This is a genomic window from Klebsiella sp. D-Nf1, from assembly GCF_002810515.1.
Classification (GTDB): domain Bacteria; phylum Pseudomonadota; class Gammaproteobacteria; order Enterobacterales; family Enterobacteriaceae; genus Klebsiella; species Klebsiella variicola.
This window is the reverse complement of sequence record NZ_PIOK01000001.1, coordinates 1,495,806-1,517,320: the sequence shown is the minus strand read 5'-3', so window position 1 is coordinate 1,517,320 and position 21,515 is coordinate 1,495,806. Positions and strand designations below refer to the sequence as shown.

The window sequence follows — 21,515 nt, the reverse complement described above, 5'->3', positions numbered from 1 at the left end:
TTCTATAGGCTATGACATAGAGAGTAGAAGGGAAGAGGGTTAAAACACGCTGAGAATAGCGAGGGAGAGAGTTTAGGACATAAGAAAGGCCGCTCTTTGGCGGCCTATATGATTTAATGTAAATATGCTGTTAGAGTCTGGTTTATTACTGGGTCTATTGTGCTTCAGAGCGTGGCCATTACCGTAGTCCATATAACCAAATGAGCCGCCATCAAGCTAATTTTCATTGCACTCTCACTAATTCACCATGCCGGATGTTTTCTTTACGATCTGCAAAGAATTCAGCCACCAGGCCGCACACTGATATTCCACAGCAATAAGGGCTAGCAAAAGAGGTCATTATCAGCAGCACCTGAAGCAGCCACGTAGAATTGAAAAGGGTTCATCTTAATCACCTAGCATGATTGCGTTAAATTCAGGATCATGCCATAAATCTTCAGGGTCACGCTTACGAAAGCGAGGGTGATTAAATACAGCACCTACTTTACGTTCATGCGCAATCCGTCTATCACGCTGTTCTTTGGTTTCCCGTTCATTAACTGGCGTTACTACGTATTCTTCATATGGTGTAGTCATTACTTAAATCACCCCAGCCATTAAACAGCAAAGCGCGATAAAGCCGATCACTGAAAGGATAATGTTTAGCGTCTGCTTACTTTGCTGGCGCTCTCTGAATGCCTCCAGTGTGGTGATCTCAATATCTCGCCAATCCTGATACGTATCAAAAATCGCCATATTCTTACCCTGATACATTCCCTCCGCTACTACGTATCCCTGCTTTAGCATCACTTCATAGTAACTTACATGGGGATTCATCACGCCGGGTACAATGTTAGCCTCTGCTACTGCTTTAGCTTCCCGGATTTTTTCTAAATCTTCCTGCATGATCAGGCCTTATTGTTCACTGTATTGTTGATAGTGATAGGCGCTTGTGTAGGAGCTAGCACATGCATTGTATTACTTGCGTTAGCGTCTGGATGTGTTGGATCTGGCTGTGTATTCACTGTAACCGCTGTGTCTAAATCCCACGCAGCGCCAGTGATAAGATCAACGCCACCACATACAATCAACCCGCAAGCAATATCACCCCAGAGCCAGCCGTTCAGATTGTCTGTTACTGTGGCAGAGGTCATAGGGGCTGAGTCTGTACGCTGGAGTGTCACAGAATAGGGCGCATCGCCACGCTTGAGGTTTACCGTTGTAGGTGCAACGCCTGTACTCACTACTTCACCATCACCATTTCTAATCGTGTACATTGCCGGAGCATTAGTCTTAATGGCTACAGGCTGTGTTTTACCATCCACTATTAGCGCACAGCCAGAAAGAGACATAGCAGCAACAATAGCAGACAGCGCTACACAGATAGATTTGGTTTTCATTACAAGTGCATTCCTATTGATTGGATTAAATTGCTTTCTTAAAAAATTTTGACTGATAATTACTACGTGCTTTTAGTAGCGCTTGAGTATCTTTACTTTTCCATTCGCTTAGCTTAGCCGCTAGGGTAATACCTGCATTAAGTTCCATTTGATATTTAGTCTCGAACCAGAGCGGGGGATAATGTTTCATTTCCCGAATATAACCCCTAACAGGAAGAAGATAACAATAAGACCTATAACAACCTTTGCACACTTGAAGCAGAAGGTGAGAATATCGTTTATTGTTTTATACAGCTTTTCTTTTTCGCTCATTAATCCATCCAGTAATCAAAACTATCTACAGAGGTGGCGTAAAGCTGTGCATTATATTCTTCACCTATGCCGCCTTGTTCAACACGATCTAATACACGCTTGATGAACTTACTACCCCTTGCTTTAGCGTCGTACTTGTGCCAGAAGTCGCAAGCCTGAGAGGGGCTTACACGCGCTGTTTTGAGCATTGCCGCTAAGATGCCTTGCGGGTAACGTGCAGCCTCAAAACTTAATCCCCACGTATCAATAAGGCGGATCTCTTCGATGTAGTCAGTTTTACCCTTCAGCAATGCATCTTTGCCCTTGTAGCCTAATTGCTTAACCGCTGTAATGCCTATGCGCTTAGCTTGCTTGCTCTCCAGATCTGTAAGGCTAAGACGCTTATCGATGATAGAAGCTCTCTGTGTAGCGTTAGGCGTTCTCTTACCCTCCATGTGTGCATCTTGCCGCGCTCTGATATCGTCCATCGTTTCCGCTTCACGGTGCCACACTGCAAATGTATCAGGGAGATTATCAAGCCAACCATTAGCTAAAGCGTGTTGCCTGTGATGCCCATCTACAAGGATAAATTCATTATCCAGTAGGCACACTTCGAACGGATCGCCTAATGAATCATTCCATTCGCCATGCAAGTAGTTCCCGCTGAAGTTTAAAGTACGGTTTTCTAAATTCGGTTTAATTGCCAGTACATCAGCCAGTGACCAACGTTCAATAGTGCCATCTGATAAAGCCATTTTATTCACCTTGTTTTAAAGTTTTTCAAATTTAAACTTGCTGAGCATTTCATTTGCTTCTTCTACGCTAAGCGGTTTATGCTCAATCAAACCATATTCAAGTTTTAAGGAAGTTAATTCCGTTGCGGTTTTAAATGTTGCTTGCTCAAGTGCTATATATCGACGTTTAAGGCACGATAGGTGCAAGGCTTGTTTAATGCAAATAATCACCAACACTAATACACATATAGATAAAAGTATCATCTTAATAATCTCCACCATCTAAGGCGTGGTTAACTGCGTGAATATGTCAAATAGTCGGATTGGCAAAGCAAGCGAAATTAGCCACGCCAGCTACTAACTAATGCGTGTTGAACCATAACACTATGAACAACTTGCTTTAGCTTGCCCTGCACAGTGCTATAGGCCAACCTTTGACCTGCAAAGATTACCCACATAGCAGCGTTAAAAGTGATTTTAAAGTAGCAAGGGAAATCATCTCCTTTAATCACTGTCTATACGTCTGAAACGTCAGTAGGACATACAACATTATCAACTGCTTTAATTATCGATTTCTTATTGTTCAGCAGAGTATTGTACATTTCTTTAACGCTGTTGATCAAAGCATGGGCATTCAAGTTAGTGATAGTAGAAAATTCTATTAACCTCATGTTTGTTGTTCGTCATTACTGCTGTGTGACGAATTATCCTAGGGACATTCTAATAGGGCCACTACTATTGAGATGATTCTTATGTAATGCGCACAAATACATTAAGAATTTATATTTATAATCAGACCTGCCCATCATTTCATATTTATATATTTATGCCGTTTATGAAATTAACATAACAGTAAAATAAAGTGTATTTAACGGTTACATTCAAAGCATTTAATGTAGTGTACACATGTGATTACTCAGCATGCATGTAACACATGCGTAGAAGTAAATGAGATGTGATTAATGCGCCGCAGTTATTTACTTTACTCTGTAAAAAACGATGAAAAGGAAAGAAAAGTAAAAAACAGCTATTGCTAGCTAATACATACACTCAATAGCTTTACATCACATAGCTGTATGAATTTCTGCAAAACGAACCATTCACTTTTCCTGCGCTGCATGAACGTCCTGGAGACGGTCAGCGAAGGTGAGGTGATGGTCAACGGTTTTGCCGCCCACGACCGGACCACCGACCTCAACAAGATGCGCGATAGCGTCGGCATGGTATTCCAGCGTTTTAACCTGCTCCCGCACATGACGGTGCTGGAAAACCTGATTATGGCGTCGATGAATCTGCGCAATATGCCTCGCCAGCGAGGGGATGACCATGGTGATCGTGACTCACGAAATGGGCTTTGCCCGCGAAGTAGCCGACCGGGTGATCTTCATCGACCAGGGCGTGATTCAGGAAGAGGGCAAGCCGGGGCAGATCTTTAGCGCGCCGACCAACCCACGCACCGCCGCGTTCCTCAGCAAGGTGCTGTAAACCGAGCGGGCTGGCGCCAGGCCAGCCCGCTGAGCGCTGATCAGAAATGCATCACCATTATCGGATTACACAACCTCCATTTTTGCCACAATCCGCATTTCCACAAGGGCATTTTCTGGAATGAACTCTGATACACCGATGGCGGTCCATGCCGGGTATGGCGCTTTTATATACCTATCTTTTACCTTAGAAAAAAGGTCTATATGTTTTTTTAGATCAATATGAAAAGTCGTCATTTCAAGTATGTTTTCATAAGTTAATCCGGTAGCTTCTAAATAAACCCCCAGCTTATAAAAAGCATCATGGAATTGTTCTTCAGGATGTTGACTAATCGGTTTGTCTTTACGCGCGGCGGTAACACCTGAAAGGTACACTGTGCCATCTGACTCGATGATGGGGGAGAAGTGCCAGTCATTAAAATAATGTTGAAACTCTTCAGGAACTATCGACTTTTTCATGATTTTTCTCAAATGGATGATTTAAAAATGACAGCGTGCTCGAAGCAGCGGTGATGTCCAAAAATACTGTTACACAAGCTTAAACTATCTCTGCGGTCAGGGGGCTGTTTGAGCATCGCGTATTCAATCAGCCACATGTCTGTTGCTTTTGCTGCCAGGAAGACGGGCCTCAGTTGAAAATAAACCAGTGGAGCGCCTGATAAGCCGGATACTTAGCCCGGCGCCCGTGGCGAGACATACCGCCATCGTTAGCAGGGCGACGATAAAGGCATGCGTGATGTGTGCGCCACTTCTCCCGTTTTCCAACATGCTGTAAAAAATGCCGCCGACGATGGCGACGCTTAGCGCCGTGCTGATCTGGAGCGTCGAACTGGTCACGCCGGCTATCATCCCTGAAAACTCTGGCGCAACGCGGCCTGTCACCATCCGCACCAGCGTAGGCATCGCCAGTCCCTGGCCAAGTCCGGTGACAAAGAGCAGTAGCGCGAGAGGCAGCATGGGCGGAGGCGTGCCCGTCATCGTGGTGGCAATCAACCCTGCAAGGCCTGCTAGCCCGGAAGTCTCGCATCCCATCCCTATTGTACTCAGATAATTTCCGGCAAAACGTCTCAGGAAAGGGGTCAGCAACGGACCGATAAGAAAGCCGACGCCAAAAGGCAGAAAAATCAGGCCCGCGTTCAGGGCGTTTAAATGTAGCGCGTCCTGGAGATAGACAGAAAACAACAGAAAAAAGGCGCCGATGGAATAAAACAGCAAAACGATCGCCAGTCCCTGGCCCAGGCCTGGGGCACGTAACACCGTCGGATCAAGCAGCGGAGAACCGCCATGCTGGCTAAGGCGACGTTCATAACGCCATAACAATGAGACCAGTAACGGGAAGGCCAAAAATGACAGCCATGTCCACCAGGGCCATCCCGCCTCACGGCCTTCAATCAGTGGCACAATCAGCGTGCTCAGCATGACGGTTGCCAGCAGCATACCGACAGGGTCGAGTTTCTGAGCAGATTGCGCCCGTGTCTCTTTTACCAGCGGCAGACCACAGAGAATGACCAGCAGCGCCACCGGCAGGTTAACGAGAAAAATAGCTCGCCATCCCAGGTGAAACAGGTTCACTGAAATGAGAATGCCGCCCAACACCTGCCCGATAACCGACGCCAGGCCAAATACTGCGCCATAGATGCTCAGTGCTAGCGGTTTTTCCGCCTCCGGGAAAATAGCCTGTACGGAAGCCAGCGCCTGGGGTGCCATAATCGCGGCCGTGGCTCCCTGTAACACCCGTCCGGTAATCAGTACCCATGGTGACCAGGCTAAACCGCACAGCAGCGATGCGGCAGCAAAACCGACCAGCCCAAGAAAGAACATCTTTCCACGACCATATATATCACCCAGGCGGCCGCCGGTAATTAATGTGACCGCGTACACGGCAGCATAGGATGAAATGACCAGTTGTTCAGCGGAGGATGAGGCACACAGCTCACCCTGAATGGCAGGCAGCGCAACATTGACTATAAAAAAATCGAGCGGCGGCAAAAACGCGCCGACCAGCAGGATGACAAACATTGCCCAGCGACGCGGCTCGGCTTGCATGATGGTAGGTGTCGACATTGTACACTCCATAGTGAATGGCCGCCGTCCTCGGTAAGAAACGGCTGTCGTGAGGATGGGGTCAGCGCATGCCGCCAGAGGCCAGAATCACCTCGCCGGTGACCCACCCCGCGTCGTCTGATGCAAGAAATGAGACAATTGGAGCAACATCCTGCACCTGGCCGATGCGTCCAAGCGGCGTCTGCTTTTCATTCCATATCTGAAAATCCGAGTTCATCGCGCCCGAAATATGGCTACCTTCCGTTTCGATAAGTCCTGGGTTGACCGCATTGACGCGGATTCCGCGTGGGCCGAGTTCTCGTGAGAGTACGCTGGTGATGGCGTCAATTGCGCCTTTGGTGCCGCTGTAGATGGCGCTCTCGGGGATAGCGACGCGAGTGACGAACGAACTGATGTTGATTATGCTGCTGCCCTTACCCAGATGCGGGGTGGCGGCGCCAACCAACAGCAGCGGGCCGAGAACATTGATGTCAAACTGCCTGCGATAGAGTACTTCCGTACTATCTTCAATCCTGGCGAACTGATAGATACCGGCGTTGTTCACTACAATATCGAGGCGCCCGAAGTTGCCAATGGCTGAGTTAACCAGCGCCTCGACCTCTGATGGATTGGTGACATCTGCCGCTACCGCCACGGCCCGTCCACCGGCAGCTTCAATATCAGCAACAACCTTATCTGCACTGCTTCTGTTTGACGCGTAGTTGACGATGACCCTCGCGCCGTCAGCCGCCAGCTGACGGGCAATACCTGCTCCGATCCCACTGGATCCACCGGTCACAATAGCCACTTTGTCTTTTAATTTGTTCATATCTAAGCCTCCTGGAATTGCCGCCCTGAGCGGTATGGTTGAGGAGGCTATAGTGATATCGACAAAGTTGTTTTAGAACTGACGATTTTGTATATTCGATGTTCATTTTTGAACGGCGAGGCAATGGCATGGAATGGGGCGACGTCCGGGTGTTTCTTGCTGTCATGCGTAAGGGGTCTTTCGGGGAGGCGGCCCGTAGCCTTGGCGTAAGCCATCCGACGGTGGGGCGGCGGATAAAGGCGCTTGAGGCTGAGGCGCAGCAGGCACTGTTTCGCCGGACAAAGGAAGGGCTGGTGCTGACGGATGCTGGTGACAGAGTGTTGAAGCTGGCAGAGGCGGTCGAAAACTCCGCACTAGCGATGGAGCGACGCCTGGCAGGGAATCACGAACGTCTCGAAGGGATACTGCGGATATCTTGCGCTGAGTGGTTTGCTAACTATGTTCTGGCGCCGGTTCTGAGCGAGTTGACGCACCGCCATCCAGCGATTGTACCGGAGATAATCGCGAGTTACCGCTTGCTTAATCTGTCGCGCCGTGATGCCGACATCGCGTTTCGCATCGTGCCCTTTACCGAACCGGATATTGTCCAGCGCCGCCTGATGACCATTCCCTATGCGCTGTATGGAACGCCGGATATGGCCGGGATCGCGCAACACGACCCGGCTGCAGTGGGGCTTATTCTGATGAATACGGCACAATCCCATTTCTCTGACGTCGCCTGGCTGCTCGACAGGTTCCCTCAGTCACGGCGTGTGTTTACCAGTACCAGCCGGGCCGTACAGGCGCAGATGTGCCAGCGGGGGATGGGGATTGCCGTGCTGCCGCGGCCGCTTGGCGATGCCATCACCGGTTTGCAACCCATCAGCATGCCAGAGCCACCGCCATCCAAAAATATATGGGTGGGTTATCACTCTGACCTCCGGCATATGGACCGCCTGCGTGTCATGCTGGATATTGCCGATGTGTTGCTTGCGGATCCCGGGACGGCCGCAACATGAGCTTACGGTTTACGGATGCCAGTCATGCTGTTGAACACGCCGTCACGTAGCACGAAAGCATGCAGCAACGCAGCCGCCAGGTGAAGCATCACTGTCGCGAATAATGCCAGAGCCACCCAGGTGTGAAGAGGCCGTAGTTCCGCATACCAGTCATTATTGACTCCCAGGATGGGGGGCAGGACGATCCCGTAGCCAAGAGTGACGGGATATCCTGCAGCTGAAAGCATGGCCCAACCTATTAGTGGTTGGGCCAACATCATCAGATAGAGTACCCAGTGCGAAAGGTGGGCAATGCCACGCTGCCAGGCAGGGATGGTGGCGGGCAAAGAGGGAGTAGGCGTGGTGAATCGCACCCACAAGCGAACGATAACCAGAAGCAATATCATCACCCCCAGAGGCTTGTGGATCGACACCAACAGGCTGTGCAAGGAGGATACGGTCGAGACCATCGCCACACCGATAAATAACATACTGAGGATCGCAGCGGCCATCAGCCAGTGAAGGACGCGCAGAGCCGGATGAAAGTACGCAACCTGTTTCATAAATGCTCTCCTGCTTGTTGTGCCTGTTCATGAGTACGCAGATTGTAGGATTTGGCATAAGCCGATGAGCGTGCGTTAAGTATCGGGTCATCAGACGCGGCAATGCCACCAGGCAAGATCAAGGGATCGTAGTTAATGTCATTACAGGGTCCTTGCTGTTGAGGGATAGCCTTGTTTAAGACTAACGTTCCGGCATTAATCGTTTTCCGGTCTGCGGGCCAGGCTTTGGTGGAATCGTTACCTTTGTCCTCCGCCTGAGCCAGCGTGAAAACTAAATCCCACTCCAGCGTGCCCTGTTCCAGACGTTGCTGAAGATCCTGTTGCAGAAAATCTTTGTTCTGTTTATCGATATCGCTTATGGGGACAAACCTGGTGTGCGGCACCATACTCCAGCGTACCAGATGTTCATTGCCCGTCTGATCGATCAGGCGAAAAGCATTCAGGCTGTTAAAGCGATCGCTGGCCCAGCTTGAAGAGGGGATGTATTGCTTTGCCCAGGCAAAAAAAGGCTTGATTTCCGGATGGCTCATGACAAAAGCATTTACTTTTTCCGGATTCGGCTTGCCGGTTTTGGCGTCCGGCAGCGTCGCGGTTTGAAGCTCATAGAAACTTTCGACGGAACTGACGGGGAAAAATGGCATGGCGTTCATCCCGGTTCGCCACTGTTCACCATTGGCCTGTGTAAAGGACAGCGCCATACTCCTGACAGGCACGGTATAATCCGGAGCTGCCGGGTTACCTCCCGCAATAGCCAATCGTCCTGTTACCGCGGTTTCGCCTTTGCTGAATACTAAGGCGCGCGATAGCGTGCTGGCATTCCCGTTTGAGATAAAACTCCCCAGCACGCACATGCCTTTAGCATGATTCCGCCGATAGCCTTGATGAACGCCACCCGACTGTTGTAATACCGTGACAAGCTTATCCGACGTCAGCCTTTCAGGCGTAAGCCATCCACCAGCCCACAGGAATAATAAAATAAGGAACAGTGGAATAATGCCGACCAGCGCCAGACGCACTAACGTCTGTTTGTTTACCTGAACTTTGATATTCATAGTGTTAACTCATTCTGTCCACGATTTTTGCTAAACGAGAAGTGCATTCAGCCTGGTTGTTGTGCTTCTCTTTTTTGTCGAACGGTTAGCGACACGGTTGAAATACAAAAATAGAAGGCGCCAAACGCCGCATAACCTACAATGTTGTCTATAGACGGTGGTTCTGTTGTTCGGGACTGAAAGAGAAAAAAAGCACCTGCTAACGTAGACTGGGCGCCACTTAATATCATGCTCCATTGCGCACGATAGTTTTTCCAGCGCTGAACCGCTGTGCCCAACTGTAGTAGGCCTGATAATATTGCCCAGCAACCGAATATCCGAATCACATTATTTATGCTGCTGTTAATAGCCAATATCACCGCCAGCGTTGTGACGGCGCTTACGATAATATTGACGGTCTGCATCCGGTTACGGCCGAATCCGCCGTTTCTAATAGCATCAATGTAATTCGCTATCGCATCCCAGGCGGGATAAAGAATTAACAAAAATGACGCCCAAAAATAAGAATGCCGGGCAGCGATAAATGTGGAAACAGCCCATAAAATCGAGAAGATGGTGCGGGAAAAATAATACTGTCTGAGCCAGTTCTGCTGATTCCCCTGAAGAATACTGTCGGTCATTTTAACCCTCTCAAGCTGGCATGTTGGACAAGCGAAGCATCGGCGTGAGCTTCTTTCTGTTAGTAAACCTACTGGTAGGTAGGTAAAAGATCAACATGTTTTGATGCAATCCAGGTGAGGTCATAAGAGCGTTATCGAGGTGTGAGAGGTAAGGGGCCGTTTTGCAACAAGTATTGCCCGGTAAGTCACCGGGCAACCGTCAGGCGACTTTTATGATTTTGTTTATCAGAGGCCAGGCAATCTGATCAAACACCAGCGGATTATTGAATGCCCGTGCTGCCAGCATGGCACCATGTATACCAGCCATCAGGGCTCTGGCTTCTACTTCCGCCGTTTCATTGAGTTTGAAAACGCCCTGGGTTTCACCCGCCCTAAGTAACGATGCCAGCCAGTCAGAAAGATCGCTGAAATGGCCAGTGACCTCAGCGGCAATATCGGCAGGTAATGTCGGAAGCTCAACAGCAAGCATGACACAGATGCAAAATGACGAAGTACCATCCTTGATACATGCTGACCAGAAATCGGCATACCCTTTCACTTTGATCAGCGGATCGTGTATTTGCTGATCCATGGCCTCCATGCCCGCCCGGGCTTCTGCACGGTACTCCTGTACAACAGCATGAACTAAATCTTCTTTGCTGGGAAAATGATGATGGATACTGGCTTTACGAATTCCCACGCGCTCAGCAAGATCGGCATAGCTAAAACTTTTATACCCTCCGACGGTGAGCAGCTGTCTCGTATTGGCCATAATTTCTCGCGCTTTCGGCGAACGTTCGATCATTTCACGCTCCAGCAATCATTGCGGTGAAAAAGTGCGCTATCTACAGCGGGTTCTATTCAGCCGGGACAACCTACTGGTAGGAAGTGAGATTGTCAAATTTCCTCTCCTGCCAGCAGCCCGCAAGCGCCTTAAACCTGGTTGCTGGCGAGCGGGCTGGCGCCAGGCCAGCCCCACGCAAAACTACCGTGCGGACTCCGTTGCCTCGTCCATTTCGTCTTCCTGCTCACTGGCAAGCAGGGTTTTCTCGTTTTTGCACAGACACTGAATCAACAGGAACAGCACGCCGCTGGCCACCAGGGTGACGATCAGGCCATCGTAACCGGTGATGCCGATCAGCATGCCGCTGACCACCGGCCCGGCGACGCTGCCGGCGGACCAGAAAAAGCCGAACAGGGCGTTAATCATAATCAGCTTCTGCCCATTGAAGGTTTTCCCCGCCCGCACCAGCGACAGGGTATAAAGCGCGCCCGCCGCGGCGCCCAGCAACAGGCAAATGGCCATCAGCTGAATGCGCGAGCCGAGCATCAGCGGCAGGGCCAGCAGCGACAGGCTGAAGACTACCGCGCAGGTCAGATGCACGCGGCGAATGCCGACCCGGTCGGCCAGCCAGCCGAGCGGGGTCTGGAACATCGCATCCCCGGTGAGCACCACGGTGACCAGCAGCACCGCCATCCCTTCATTGAGTCCTTTGTCCATGCCGTACAGCGGCAGCAGGGCGAGGATGCTGGCGTCGAAGAAGGCGAAGCAGAACACCCCGGAGGCGAGTACCGGCAGGAAGGCGCCGAGGCTGCGCCAGCTGGCGCGCTCCCCAAGGCTTTCGCGGGTGCCGGTGGGCAGATGGCGCAGCATCAGCAGGCAGACGGCGGTGACCGCGACGATCGCCATCAGCGCCGAGGCTTGCCAGGCGGGGCCGACGGAGATCAGCAGCGGCCCGGCCAGCTGGCAGCCGGTAAAGGCCGAGGCGTAGATGCCGGTGAGGGTGGCGCGCTGGCTGCCCGCCGCGCCGCCGGTGATCCAGCTTTCGCCCAGCACGATAATGACTCCGGAGGCCAGGCCGGTCAGCAGGCGAGGCAGCAGAAGCAGCGTCATATCGGTGGTCATGCATGAGGCGATGGTCGCCAGCGCCAGCAGGATCAGACTGCCGCTCAGCAGCACGCCCATTTCAACGCGCCGGCACAGCGCAGGAGAGAGGAAAGAGGAGATCATCATGCCGGCGGGCGGCAGGGCGGCCAGCAGGCCGACGTACAGCGGCGCGATCTGCTGCTGCGCCAGCTCAAGACTGATTAACGGCACCGTATAGCCGGTGATAAATCCCACGAGCGACGCGGCCATGATCATCGCCAGCGTGGGGGCAAGACGATTCTGGTCTGGGTTAAACATTTTATTTCCGATGACGGAGAGGTCAGTAGTGGATCCTTCGGCAAATTGCCGTCCTGAGCTGCATAATAATTAATCGCCTGGCCGTTGTCACCGTTGAAATCACTACCAAAAAAGGACCGCAGGGCGGCGACAGGGCTGTACGCCGCGCCGCCGCCGCATTTCGTGACGTTGTCAGCGTGTTAACGACAGGATATAACGGAGGGAGCGGCAGCGACCCGACGCCGGTGAGCGACGGGGAAAAAACGCGACGCATGACCGATTATTCAGCATTACGCTATGCAGGAAAGGAGTAATACATGGCCGTATCGCCGTCACTGATCGCCGAAGCCACAGGCTGGCGACGTGAATTTCACGCCGCGCCTGAGCTCGGATATCAGGAGCAGGAAACCTCGCGCCGCGTTGCGGAGCTGCTGGCCTCGTTTGGGCTGCAGGTACACCGCGGGCTGGCCGGCACCGGCGTCGTGGCGACGCTGGAAAACGGCCCCGGGCCGGTCATCGGCCTGCGCGCCGATATGGACGCCCTGCCGATCACCGAGCTGGGGAGCGTCAGCTATCGCTCACGCCGTCCCGGGGTGATGCACGCCTGCGGCCACGATGGTCACACCGCGATGCTGCTGGCGGCCGCCGCCCATCTGGCGCAGACCCGCCAGTTCAGCGGCACCGTCCACTTTGTCTTCCAGCCGGCGGAAGAGAACCTCGGCGGCGCGCGCAAAATGGTGGAAGAGGGGTTGTTCGAGCGCTTCCCGATGGACGCCATCTACGCGCTGCATAACTGGCCGGGGATCCCCCTTGGCGAAGTGGCGCTCAGCGATGGCGCGATGATGGCCTCGCTGGACGCCTTCGAGATCACCCTGCGCGGAAAGAGCTGTCATGCGGCGATGCCGGAGAGCGGGGCCGATCCCATCGTCGCTGCGGCGCAGCTGATTATGGCGCTGCAGACCATTCCTTCCCGCCGCCTGTCGCCGCAGGATTCCGCGGTGGTCAGTATCACCCAGATAAACGGCGGCGAGGCGATCAACGTCCTGCCGGACACCGTGGTGCTGCGCGGTACCTTCCGCTGTCTGAGCAATCGCGTTCGCGCCCGCGTGCGTGAGCTTATCGAAAGCTATGTGGCGACCCAGCCGCAGGTGTCCGATGTACAGGGTGAGATTAGCTGGTTCCCGGGTTATCCGGTGACCAAAAACCATGCGCTGCAGGCGCAGCAGGTGCGCGAGGTGGCCGTCGCCACCCTCGGCGCGGAAGCGGTGCGCTGGAACCAGGCGCCGTCGATGGCCTCCGAAGATTTTGCCTGCATGCTGGAGGCCTGTCCGGGAGCCTATTTCTGGATAGGCACCGACGGCGAAACCCCGTCGAAGCCGCTGCATAACGCCAGCTATGACTTTAACGATGCGCTGATTAGTCCCGGGGTGGCCATGTGGGTGGCGCTGGTGGAGAAACAGCTGCCGGCGGCGTAACCACCGGCAGCGGCAGAGGGAGCGCGCGCGCTCCCTGAGGTCAGACGTCGGCGGCAGCTTTCAGTCGCGCCTTCATATCGCTGTAGGCCGTCCAGGCATAGCGCTCCGCCCACTGCTGGTCGGCAATCGCTTCCACTTTCACCGCACAGTATTTGGTTTCCGGCGTTTTGGAGATCGGATCGAGGTTATCCTGGGTCAGCTCATTGCAGGCGCCCACCCACCACTGATAGGTCATATAGACCGCCCCCGGATTGATGCGATCGCTGAGGTCGGCGCGGGTGATCACCTTCCCGCGCCGGGAGCTGACCCACACCAGCTGTTTGTCAGCGATCCCCAGTCGTTGCGCATCCACCGGATTCATCTGCACCCGTCCCGGCTCGTCGGCCAGCGACTGCAGCGCGGCACAGTTGCCGGTCATTGAGCGGCAGGAGTAGTGCCCCACCTCCCGCACGGTGCAGAGCACTAGCGGCCACTCGTCATCCGGGCGCTCCGCCGGCGCGCGCCAGGCGGTGGCGAACAGTTGCCCTTTACCCGATGGGGTATCGAAGCGGTTGTCTTTATACAGCCACGGCGTGCCGGGGTGGTCGAGGGTCGGGCACGGCCACTGGACATGGCCCATATCGCCCATTTTCTCCCAGGTCACGCCGTAGAACAGCGGGCAGAGTTCGCGCATCTCGTCCCAGATCTGCTGGTTGCTCTCATAGTGCATCGGATAACCCATTTCGCTGGCCAGCAGGCTAATGATCTCCCAGTCGCGCTTCACATTCCCCGCCGGAGGGATCGCCTGTTCAAACCGCTGGAACCCGCGGTCGGCGCAGGTGAATACGCCGCCGTGCTCGCCCCAGGAGGTGGCCGGCAGCAGGACATCGGCAATTTCCGCCGTTTTGGTCATGAAGATGTCCTGCACCACCACAAAGTCCAGCGCCTCGATGCCTTTGCGCACCAGGCCGAGGTCGGCTTCGGTCTGCAGCGGATCTTCACCCATGATGTAGTAGGCTTTGATCTCGCCGGTCAGCGCTTTATGCGGCACCTCGGTGATGCGGGTGCCGACCTGGTCATCCATCAGCGTCGGGTCGACACCCCAGGCGGCGGCGAATTTCTCCCGCACGGCGGGGTCGGTGACCTCCTGATAACCAGGGAACAGGTTCGGCAGCACGCCCATATCGCAGGCGCCCTGCACGTTGTTTTGCCCGCGGACCGGCCCCACGCCGACGTTCGCCCGCCCCAGATTGCCGGTGAGCAGCGCCAGGCTTGCCAGACCGCGCACCACGTCCACCGCCTGGCCAAACTGGGTGACGCCCATGCCCCACATAATAGTGGCGGAAGGGGCCGCGGCGAAGATGCGCATCGCCTCACGGATCGCCTGCGCGCTGACCCCGACAATCCCTTCCACCGCTTCCGGGGCATAATCCTTCACCGCTTCGCGGTAAGCATCCAGCCCTTCGGTATAGCGTTCGACATAGGCTTTGTTGTACAGCTCCTCCTCCAGCAGTACATAGCCGAAGGCATTCACCAGCGCCATGTTGCTACCGTTGTTGAGCTGCAGATGACGGTCGGCAATGCGCGCGGTTTCAATGCGCCGCGGATCGCAGACGATGATTTTGGCGCCGTTTTCCCGGGCTTTGATCACCCGGCGGGCGACGATCGGATGGGAGTCGGCGCAGTTGTAGCCAAAGACCAACAGGCATTTCGAGTTTTCGATATCGCTGATCGAGTTGCTCATCGCCCCATTGCCCAGCGCCTGCTGCAGTCCGGCGACGGAGGGGCCGTGGCAGACGCGGGCGCAGCAGTCGACGTTATTGGTGTTCAGCACCGCACGGGCGAACTTTTGCATCACATAGTTGGTTTCGTTGCCGGTGCCGCGCGAGGAGCCGGTGGTCATGATGGCGCGCGGGCCATGCTTCTCTTTGATCTCCCTGAGCTTGCTGGCGGTATAGCGAATCGCCTCCTGCCAGCTGACCGGCGTGAAGGCGCCGCCTTTCTGGTAGCGGATCATCGGTTGTTTGAGACGGGGCGTCAGGAGCTGCGTGTCGTTAAGAAAATCCCAGCCGTAGTAGCCTTTCAGACACAGCTGGTTCTGGTTGGTGACGCCGTCGGCGGCTTCCGCGCGAATGATTTTATTGTTGTCGACAACCAGTTTAAGTTTGCAACCCGCCCCGCAGTAGGGGCACACGCTCGTGATTTTTTTCATCAGTAACAGACCTGTTAACAGTGAACAGAGGATCGCTGTCGCGCCGGGCCCGACGGGCAACGATCGCGGTAACGCCTGGTCGTGATGCAGACGCAGGCCTGCTGCGCTATGCAGGTCTTGTGCCAGAATTTAATTTATTGATTTATAATGGAAAATGAAAGGTGATTACTGACGGGAGCGTGACCTCGTCACTAATGACGATGACGCAGAGCGCCGACGTCAGACGCTCTGCGGGGTAAACGTGGCTAGGCGAGAGGGCGGCAGCGGTCGAAGTGCGATTCGCTCAGGCCGACGTCGCGCGCGGCGGCGCAGATAGCATGCCAGCTGCCGGCATCCAGCGGGATCCCCTGAGTCAGCCGCGCTTCGCGGTTGGCGGCCTCCCATTCGCCGGGCGCCAGCACCGGGGCATCGGGATCGTGCGGTGACTGCTTACACCATGCGATAAAGGCCTCCGTCTGCGCCTGGCTGTCCGGGGCATCGAACGCGTCCGGCCGCAGGATCACCGTGGTCATGCAGTTAAAGATGGCGTCGACGCTGGTCTGCAGGCTTTCCTGATGGGTGGTTTGCCCCCCGGAGAGCGCCCCGCCGAGCACTTCGCACAGCGTCGCCAGGGCATAGCCTTTGTGCTGGGCGAAGGTGAGCAGGGCGCCCAGCGGCGAGGTCTGCATCACCGCCGGGTCGGTGGTGGAGAGCCCTTTGGCGTCGATCAGGCAGCCGGGGGCCACGGCTTCGCCTTTATGCCAGGCGACGCGGGTTTTACCAAAGGCGATGGCGCTGGTGGCGTAGTCCAGCAGCAGCGGCGGATGGCCCTCGCGGGGAAACACCACGCACAGCGGGTTAGTGCCGAAGCGGCTGTCCTTCCCGCGGAACGGGGCGACCATCGGGTCGCCGATCACGCTGACGAAGTGAATGGAGATCAGCCCGGCGGCGGCGCACTGCTCGGCCCAGTAGCCGATGCGCCCGACGTGATGCGCATTGCGCAGGGCGATTGCCGCCATACCATGCTGCTTCGCCTTTTCAATGCCTAACTGCATCGCTTCGTGGGCGACCACCTGGCCGAAGCCGGCGTTGCCGTCGAGGGTGACCACGGCGCCGGCGTCTTTGGTCACCGTGGCGTGGCGGTTGAGCTGCAGAAAACCACCAGCGTGGGATTTCACGTAGCTTGGGATCATCCCGACGCCGTGGGAGTCATGCCCGGCAAGATTGGCGGCGATCAGATGGTCCGCGACGAGGGTGGCTTCTCCTGAGGTACTGCCGAGATGGGTAAACAGTGAGACGACAAACTGATGCAGATCCGTCGCCAGAAAGCGGTGTCCTGTTGGCACTGATTCTCTCCTGTAGTCTGTTGTTATTTTGTTATGTTTGCCGTTTTATGCTGCGCCGCCCGGCGCAGAAGGTCAAGGGCGGGGGCTTCCAGCGGAACGTCACTGCGTCTGCGTCAGGCGACAGGCGATAAAAAACCGGGCCGGGATCGCGTTTTAATTAACGCCATAAACACCACATTTTTAAATTCTGCCAGTGTCACAAAAGCCAGAAAAAAGCCATCCCCGGCGTTGCAAGGGGAGCTGATACCACTATATGTTAAATTTGTGTTTATTAATTGATGATTAAAGGTTGGTATCATGTATAAGAAAATAAGTGGTTTAGTGGTTTCACTGACGGCCGTTTTCGCCTGTGCCGCCTGGGCGGAGGTGCCTGCGGGCTATCCGGCGGATTATCAAAAAACGGTTGATGCCGCCGTAAAAGAGGGCAAGGTGGTTATTTATTCCACCACCGATACCAAAGCGGCCGGACCGTTAATTAAAGGATTTGAAGCGCAATATCCGGGCGTCAAAGTCGAATATAACGACATGAACAGCACCGAGCTGTATAACCGCTATATCAGCGAGCAGGCCGCCGGGGGCGGCAGCGGGGACGTAGTGTGGAGCTCGTCGATGGATACCGCGCTGAAATTAGCTACCGAATACGCGGAACAATATGCCTCGCCGGAGGTGAAGCAATTACCCGACTGGGCGGTCTGGCAGCAGAAAGCCTATGGCACCACCTACGAGCCGGTGGTGTTTATCTATAACAAACGGCTGATCCCGCAGAATGAGGTTCCGGATTCGCATACCGCGCTGGCAAAACTGATCGCCAGCCAGGCCGATAAATTTAAAGGCAAAGTCACCACCTACGATATCGAAAAATCGGGCCTCGGCTTTATGCTGGCGGTGCAGGACAGCCAGGCCGACGCGAACTATTTTGCCGATCTGGCGAATATCGCTAAAGGCGGTCTGACAGTGCAGTCTTCCACCGGCACGATGATGGAGCGCGTCTCCTCTGGCGAAAACCTGATCGGCTATAACATTCTTGGCTCCTATGCCGAAGCACGGGCGAAAAACGATCCCTCTTTAGGCATCGCCTATCCGAAAGATTACGTGCTGGTGCTCTCCCGCGTTTCGTTTATTAGCCAGGAGAGCGAACATCCCAATGCGGCGAAATTGTGGCTGGATTATGTCTTGTCGGAAAAAGGCCAGCAGATCCTCGCCAGCCAGGCGGATATTCCCTCTATTCGTCGCGATATTGAAGGTAAAAATGATATCGACGGCATGACTACTCTGCTGGGTAAAGCGTTAAAACCAATCCCGGTCAACGAAACGCTGCTGGATTATTTACAGCCGCAAAAACGTCTGCAGTTTATTAAACAATGGCGCAGCGCCGCCGCGAAATAATCCTCCCCAGGGGCATCGTTGATGCCCCAATTCCACACCCGGCGGGTTTTTTCTCCTGACCAAAGGGATGAACCATGAATGTATTACGCAGAAAGTGGCAGGGGCTGCCGCGCGGCGTGGTGGTGTGCATCACGGCGCTGGTGATTTACGTCCCGCTGTTATTTATTGTGGTGCAGAGTTTTCTCTCCGCGCCGTTCTTTTCCCGCTCCAAATCGTGGAGTCTGGAAGCGTTCGCCTTTATTTTTACCGACCCGGATTTTTATCTGGCGTTAAGGTCAGGGTTTATTCTGGCCTTTGGCCTGGTGATTATTGCCATTCCGCTGGGCGGTATTTTGGCTTTTCTGATGGTGCGCACCGATTTACCCGGCCGGCGGATCATTGAGCCGCTGATCCTGGTGCCGATCTTCGTCTCGCCGATGGTGCTGGGCTTTGGCTACGTAGTGGCCGCCGGGCCGGTAGGCTTCTTTTCCCAGTGGGCGCAGCAGCTGATCGGCTTTGTACCGTGGAATATCTACTCGATGTTCAGCATTGTGGTCATCGCCGGGTTAACCCACGTTCCGCACGCCTATCTCTATATCTCCTCGGCGCTGCGCAGCGTCGGTTCGGACGTGGAAGAGGCGGCGCGCACCGTCGGCGCCACACCGCTGCAGGTGATGACCTCGGTGAGTTTGCCGATGGTGCGGCCATCCATTCTTTACGCCTGCGTGCTGCTCTTCTTCCTCGGTCTGGAAGTTTTCGGTCTGATGCTGGTGCTGGGCGACCCTGAGGGCAACATGGTGCTGGCGACCTATCTCTATAAGCTGACCAACAAGCTCGGCACCCCTTCCTACCATCTGATGGCGGCGGTGGCGGTGGTGCTGATCTGCATCACCATCCCGCTGGTGATGCTCCAGCGTCGGCTGATGCGCACTGCCAACCGCTTTGTCACCATGAAGGGCAAGGCGTCGCAGGCGCGGGCGCTGCCGCTGGGCAAATGGCGCTGGGTGGCCGGGGCGGTGGTAGTGGCCTGGCTGACGGTGACCATCGGCGTACCGCTGCTCGGCGTGGCGCTGCGCGCCTTTATCTCCAACTGGGGCGTCGGCGTGTCGCTGTGGGATGAGCTGTCGCTGGCGACGTTCCACAATATCTGGCAGCAGTCCAACCTGCTGCGGGCGATCGTCAACTCGATGGCTATCGGCATCGTCGGCGGCGCGCTGGCGGTGGTCTGCTATCTGTTTGTCGGCATCGCCATGCACCGCAAAGCGGACAACGTCACCCGCTTTCTCGACTACAGCGTGCTGGTCCCGCGCGCGGTGCCGGGGCTGCTGGCCGGTCTGGCCTTCCTGTGGGTGTTCCTGTTTGTGCCGATGTGGCTCGATCAGTCGCTGAAGCACGGCTGGCTCTCAGCGCTGCCGGTGGCCGACTGGCTGCGCGAACACGTTATCGTGCAGCTGCGTGCCCTGCGCAACACCATCTTCAGCGTCTGGCTGGCCTACACCGTGGTGTGGATGGCCTACGGTCTGCGGCTCATCTCTTCGACGCTGCTGCAGGTGGGCCCGGAGCTGGAGGAGGCGGCGCGCAGCACTGGCGCCTCACGGGGGCAGATCACCCGCCACGTGACCGTCCCGCTGTCGCGCTATGGGCTGATTGGCTCCTGGCTGCTGATGTTCCTTATCTTTGAGCGCGAGTATTCCACCGGCGTCTATCTGCTGTCGCCGGGTACGGAAACCATCGGCTCGATGCTGGTGTCGCTGTGGGCGGCGGGGGCCATCGATATCGTCGCGGCGCTCTCCTTTATCAATATTCTGCTGGTGGTGATTGGCCTTGGCATCGCCCTGCGCTTTGGAGTGAAATTACATGATTGAGTTATCGGTAGAAAATCTGCATCTCACCTATGGCGACAACCCGGTGCTGAAGGGGGTGTCCATGACGCTTGGCCGGGGGGAGGTGGTATCGCTGCTGGGGCCTTCGGGAAGCGGCAAAACCACGCTACTGCGGGCGGTAGCCGGGCTGGAGAAGCCGACGAGCGGGCGGATCGCCATCGGCAACCGCACGGTGTACGACGGTACTCCGCGCAGCGAAATCCCGGCCGAAGAGCGTAACCTGGGCCTGGTCTTTCAGTCCTATGCCCTGTGGCCGCACAAAACGGTGTTCGACAACGTGGCCTATCCGCTGAAGCTGCGTAAAGTCGCCGCCGGGGAGATAAAAGAGCGGGTGCAGCGCGTGCTGGATCAACTGGGGTTGGGGCACCTCGGCAACCGCCATCCGCACCAGCTCTCCGGCGGCCAGCAGCAGCGGGTGGCCATCGGCCGGGCGCTGGTCTACAACCCGCCGGTGATCCTGCTGGATGAACCGCTCTCCAACCTTGACGCCAAGCTGCGCGAAGAGGCGCGGGTGTTTCTGCGCGAGCTGATCATCAAGCTGGGCCTGTCGGCGCTGATGGTCACCCACGATCAAAATGAAGCAATGGCCATCTCCGATCGTATTCTGCTGCTGAACAATGGCGTAATTGAGCAGCAGGGGACGCCGCAGGAGATGTACGGCAGCCCGGCGACGCTGTTCGCCGCCGAGTTTATGGGCAGCAATAACCGCCTGCACGGTAAGGTGACGGCGCTGGAAAACGGTCGTGCGAGGGTTGAAGGCGCCAGCTGGACGCTGTGGGGACGAGCTGGCGAGGGGGTCAGCGTCGGCCAACCGGCGACGGCGGTGATCCGCGTCGAGCGTCTGCGTCTCGACGGCGCAGCGCAGGATAATAGCCTCCAGCTACCGCTGCTGACCAGCATGTACCTTGGCGACCGCTGGGAGTACCTGTTCCGTACCGAAGGCGACGACTTTCCGCTGCGCGCCTACGGAACGGCGCTGCGCGATGCCGAACACTGCCATCTGACGCTCCCGGCGGAGGATGTGTGGATTTTTCCGCAGAAGTAACTACGCGAAGCCACGGAAGGCAACCGCCAGGATGACGCGCTACGTTCTGGGGATGACAAAAGCGCTTTGCCCCCGGCTACGGGCCGGGCAGGCAAGTAGGGTATATCGGTCCTGGT

20 protein-coding genes and 1 pseudogene are annotated in these 21,515 nt (G+C 55.4%); 6 read left to right on the top strand and 15 right to left on the bottom strand.

The features are described 5' to 3' along the window. Positions 1-387: 387 nt before the first annotated feature. The 5 genes from CWM54_RS28040 to CWM54_RS28030 all read right to left on the bottom strand — a co-directional run bounded on the left by CWM54_RS28040 (position 388) and on the right by CWM54_RS28030 (position 2,668). Positions 388-576: a hypothetical protein gene (locus CWM54_RS28040; RefSeq protein WP_133122260.1), complete on the bottom strand. Its 189-nt coding sequence runs from the start codon at positions 574-576 to the stop codon at positions 388-390. Between the two features lie 3 nt (positions 577-579). After that, a complete protein-coding gene (locus CWM54_RS07490) occupies positions 580-885 on the bottom strand; it encodes a hypothetical protein (RefSeq protein ID WP_100696624.1) in 306 nt (101 codons plus the stop codon). A gap of 2 nt (positions 886-887) precedes the next feature. Continuing rightward, the gene (locus tag CWM54_RS28035) at positions 888-1,379 is read right to left on the bottom strand and encodes a hypothetical protein (protein WP_133123740.1); all 492 of its coding nucleotides are present in this window, start codon (positions 1,377-1,379) and stop codon (positions 888-890) included. A 311-nt stretch (positions 1,380-1,690) separates the two neighbouring features. Next, the gene (locus CWM54_RS07485) at positions 1,691-2,425 is read right to left on the bottom strand and encodes a hypothetical protein (RefSeq protein WP_074385585.1); all 735 of its coding nucleotides are present in this window, start codon (positions 2,423-2,425) and stop codon (positions 1,691-1,693) included. A gap of 15 nt (positions 2,426-2,440) precedes the next feature. After that, the gene (locus CWM54_RS28030; protein ID WP_133123741.1) at positions 2,441-2,668 is read right to left on the bottom strand and encodes a hypothetical protein; all 228 of its coding nucleotides are present in this window, start codon (positions 2,666-2,668) and stop codon (positions 2,441-2,443) included. 836 nt (positions 2,669-3,504) lie between these two features. Here CWM54_RS28030 and CWM54_RS07480 point away from each other — a divergent pair. Further along, positions 3,505-3,889: pseudogene (locus tag CWM54_RS07480) on the top strand (ATP-binding cassette domain-containing protein); the annotation flags it as partial. Positions 3,890-3,954: 65 nt separating this feature from the next. Here the strand turns inward: CWM54_RS07480 and CWM54_RS07475 are convergent. From CWM54_RS07475 to CWM54_RS07465, 3 genes are all read right to left on the bottom strand, one after another. Beyond that, positions 3,955-4,347 carry a RidA family protein gene (locus CWM54_RS07475; RefSeq protein ID WP_100696622.1) on the bottom strand — a complete coding sequence of 131 codons (393 nt, stop codon included), beginning with the start codon at positions 4,345-4,347 and terminating at the stop codon, positions 3,955-3,957. Positions 4,348-4,470: 123 nt separating this feature from the next. After that, positions 4,471-5,952: an MFS transporter gene (locus CWM54_RS07470; protein ID WP_100696620.1), complete on the bottom strand. Its 1,482-nt coding sequence runs from the start codon at positions 5,950-5,952 to the stop codon at positions 4,471-4,473. Positions 5,953-6,013: 61 nt separating this feature from the next. Further along, on the bottom strand, positions 6,014-6,760 hold the full coding sequence (locus CWM54_RS07465; RefSeq protein ID WP_008804509.1) for a glucose 1-dehydrogenase: 747 nt from the start codon (positions 6,758-6,760) through the stop codon (positions 6,014-6,016). 128 nt (positions 6,761-6,888) lie between these two features. On the opposite strand from CWM54_RS07465, the gene CWM54_RS07460 reads away from it, so the two are divergent. Beyond that, complete coding sequence (locus CWM54_RS07460; protein ID WP_023297794.1) at positions 6,889-7,758, top strand: LysR family transcriptional regulator; 870 nt, start codon at positions 6,889-6,891, stop codon at positions 7,756-7,758. Positions 7,759-7,760: 2 nt separating this feature from the next. Here the strand turns inward: CWM54_RS07460 and CWM54_RS07455 are convergent, their stop codons facing one another. The 5 genes from CWM54_RS07455 to CWM54_RS07435 form a co-directional block, all read right to left on the bottom strand. Next, on the bottom strand, positions 7,761-8,300 hold the full coding sequence (locus tag CWM54_RS07455) for a cytochrome b (RefSeq protein ID WP_008804511.1): 540 nt from the start codon (positions 8,298-8,300) through the stop codon (positions 7,761-7,763). Continuing rightward, positions 8,297-9,352 carry a catalase family peroxidase gene (locus CWM54_RS07450; RefSeq protein ID WP_100680490.1) on the bottom strand — a complete coding sequence of 352 codons (1,056 nt, stop codon included), beginning with the start codon at positions 9,350-9,352 and terminating at the stop codon, positions 8,297-8,299. The genes CWM54_RS07455 and CWM54_RS07450 overlap by 4 nt, the downstream gene beginning before the upstream one ends. A 47-nt stretch (positions 9,353-9,399) precedes the next feature. Next, positions 9,400-9,972, bottom strand: a complete 573-nt coding sequence (locus tag CWM54_RS07445) for a DUF308 domain-containing protein (RefSeq protein ID WP_100696618.1) — start codon at positions 9,970-9,972, stop codon at positions 9,400-9,402. 199 nt (positions 9,973-10,171) lie between these two features. Beyond that, the gene (locus CWM54_RS07440; RefSeq protein ID WP_061154285.1) at positions 10,172-10,756 is read right to left on the bottom strand and encodes a TetR/AcrR family transcriptional regulator; all 585 of its coding nucleotides are present in this window, start codon (positions 10,754-10,756) and stop codon (positions 10,172-10,174) included. 180 nt (positions 10,757-10,936) lie between these two features. Then, positions 10,937-12,136: an MFS transporter gene (locus CWM54_RS07435; RefSeq protein WP_061154286.1), complete on the bottom strand. Its 1,200-nt coding sequence runs from the start codon at positions 12,134-12,136 to the stop codon at positions 10,937-10,939. Between the two features lie 296 nt (positions 12,137-12,432). Here CWM54_RS07435 and CWM54_RS07430 point away from each other — a divergent pair, with 296 nt between their 5' ends. Then, positions 12,433-13,590, top strand: a complete 1,158-nt coding sequence (locus CWM54_RS07430) for a M20 aminoacylase family protein (RefSeq protein WP_074385594.1) — start codon at positions 12,433-12,435, stop codon at positions 13,588-13,590. A 40-nt stretch (positions 13,591-13,630) separates the two neighbouring features. Here CWM54_RS07430 and fdhF read toward each other — a convergent pair whose 3' ends face one another. Both fdhF and CWM54_RS07420 read right to left on the bottom strand, forming a co-directional pair. Next, positions 13,631-15,781 (bottom strand): formate dehydrogenase subunit alpha, encoded by a 2,151-nt coding sequence (gene fdhF, locus CWM54_RS07425; RefSeq protein ID WP_100696615.1) that lies wholly within the window; start codon positions 15,779-15,781, stop codon positions 13,631-13,633. A 245-nt stretch (positions 15,782-16,026) separates the two neighbouring features. After that, a complete protein-coding gene (locus CWM54_RS07420; RefSeq protein WP_061154289.1) occupies positions 16,027-17,106 on the bottom strand; it encodes a malate/lactate/ureidoglycolate dehydrogenase in 1,080 nt (359 codons plus the stop codon). Between the two features lie 297 nt (positions 17,107-17,403). Here CWM54_RS07420 and CWM54_RS07410 point away from each other — a divergent pair, with 297 nt between their 5' ends. The 3 genes from CWM54_RS07410 (at position 17,404) to CWM54_RS07400 (ending at position 21,399) form a co-directional block, all read left to right on the top strand. Continuing rightward, on the top strand, positions 17,404-18,492 hold the full coding sequence (locus CWM54_RS07410; protein ID WP_100630638.1) for an ABC transporter substrate-binding protein: 1,089 nt from the start codon (positions 17,404-17,406) through the stop codon (positions 18,490-18,492). Positions 18,493-18,566: 74 nt separating this feature from the next. Next, the gene (locus CWM54_RS07405) at positions 18,567-20,336 is read left to right on the top strand and encodes an ABC transporter permease (protein ID WP_100696613.1); all 1,770 of its coding nucleotides are present in this window, start codon (positions 18,567-18,569) and stop codon (positions 20,334-20,336) included. Further along, positions 20,329-21,399, top strand: a complete 1,071-nt coding sequence (locus CWM54_RS07400; RefSeq protein WP_032733183.1) for an ABC transporter ATP-binding protein — start codon at positions 20,329-20,331, stop codon at positions 21,397-21,399. Before CWM54_RS07405 ends, CWM54_RS07400 begins: the two co-directional genes overlap by 8 nt. Positions 21,400-21,515 lie beyond the last annotated feature (116 nt).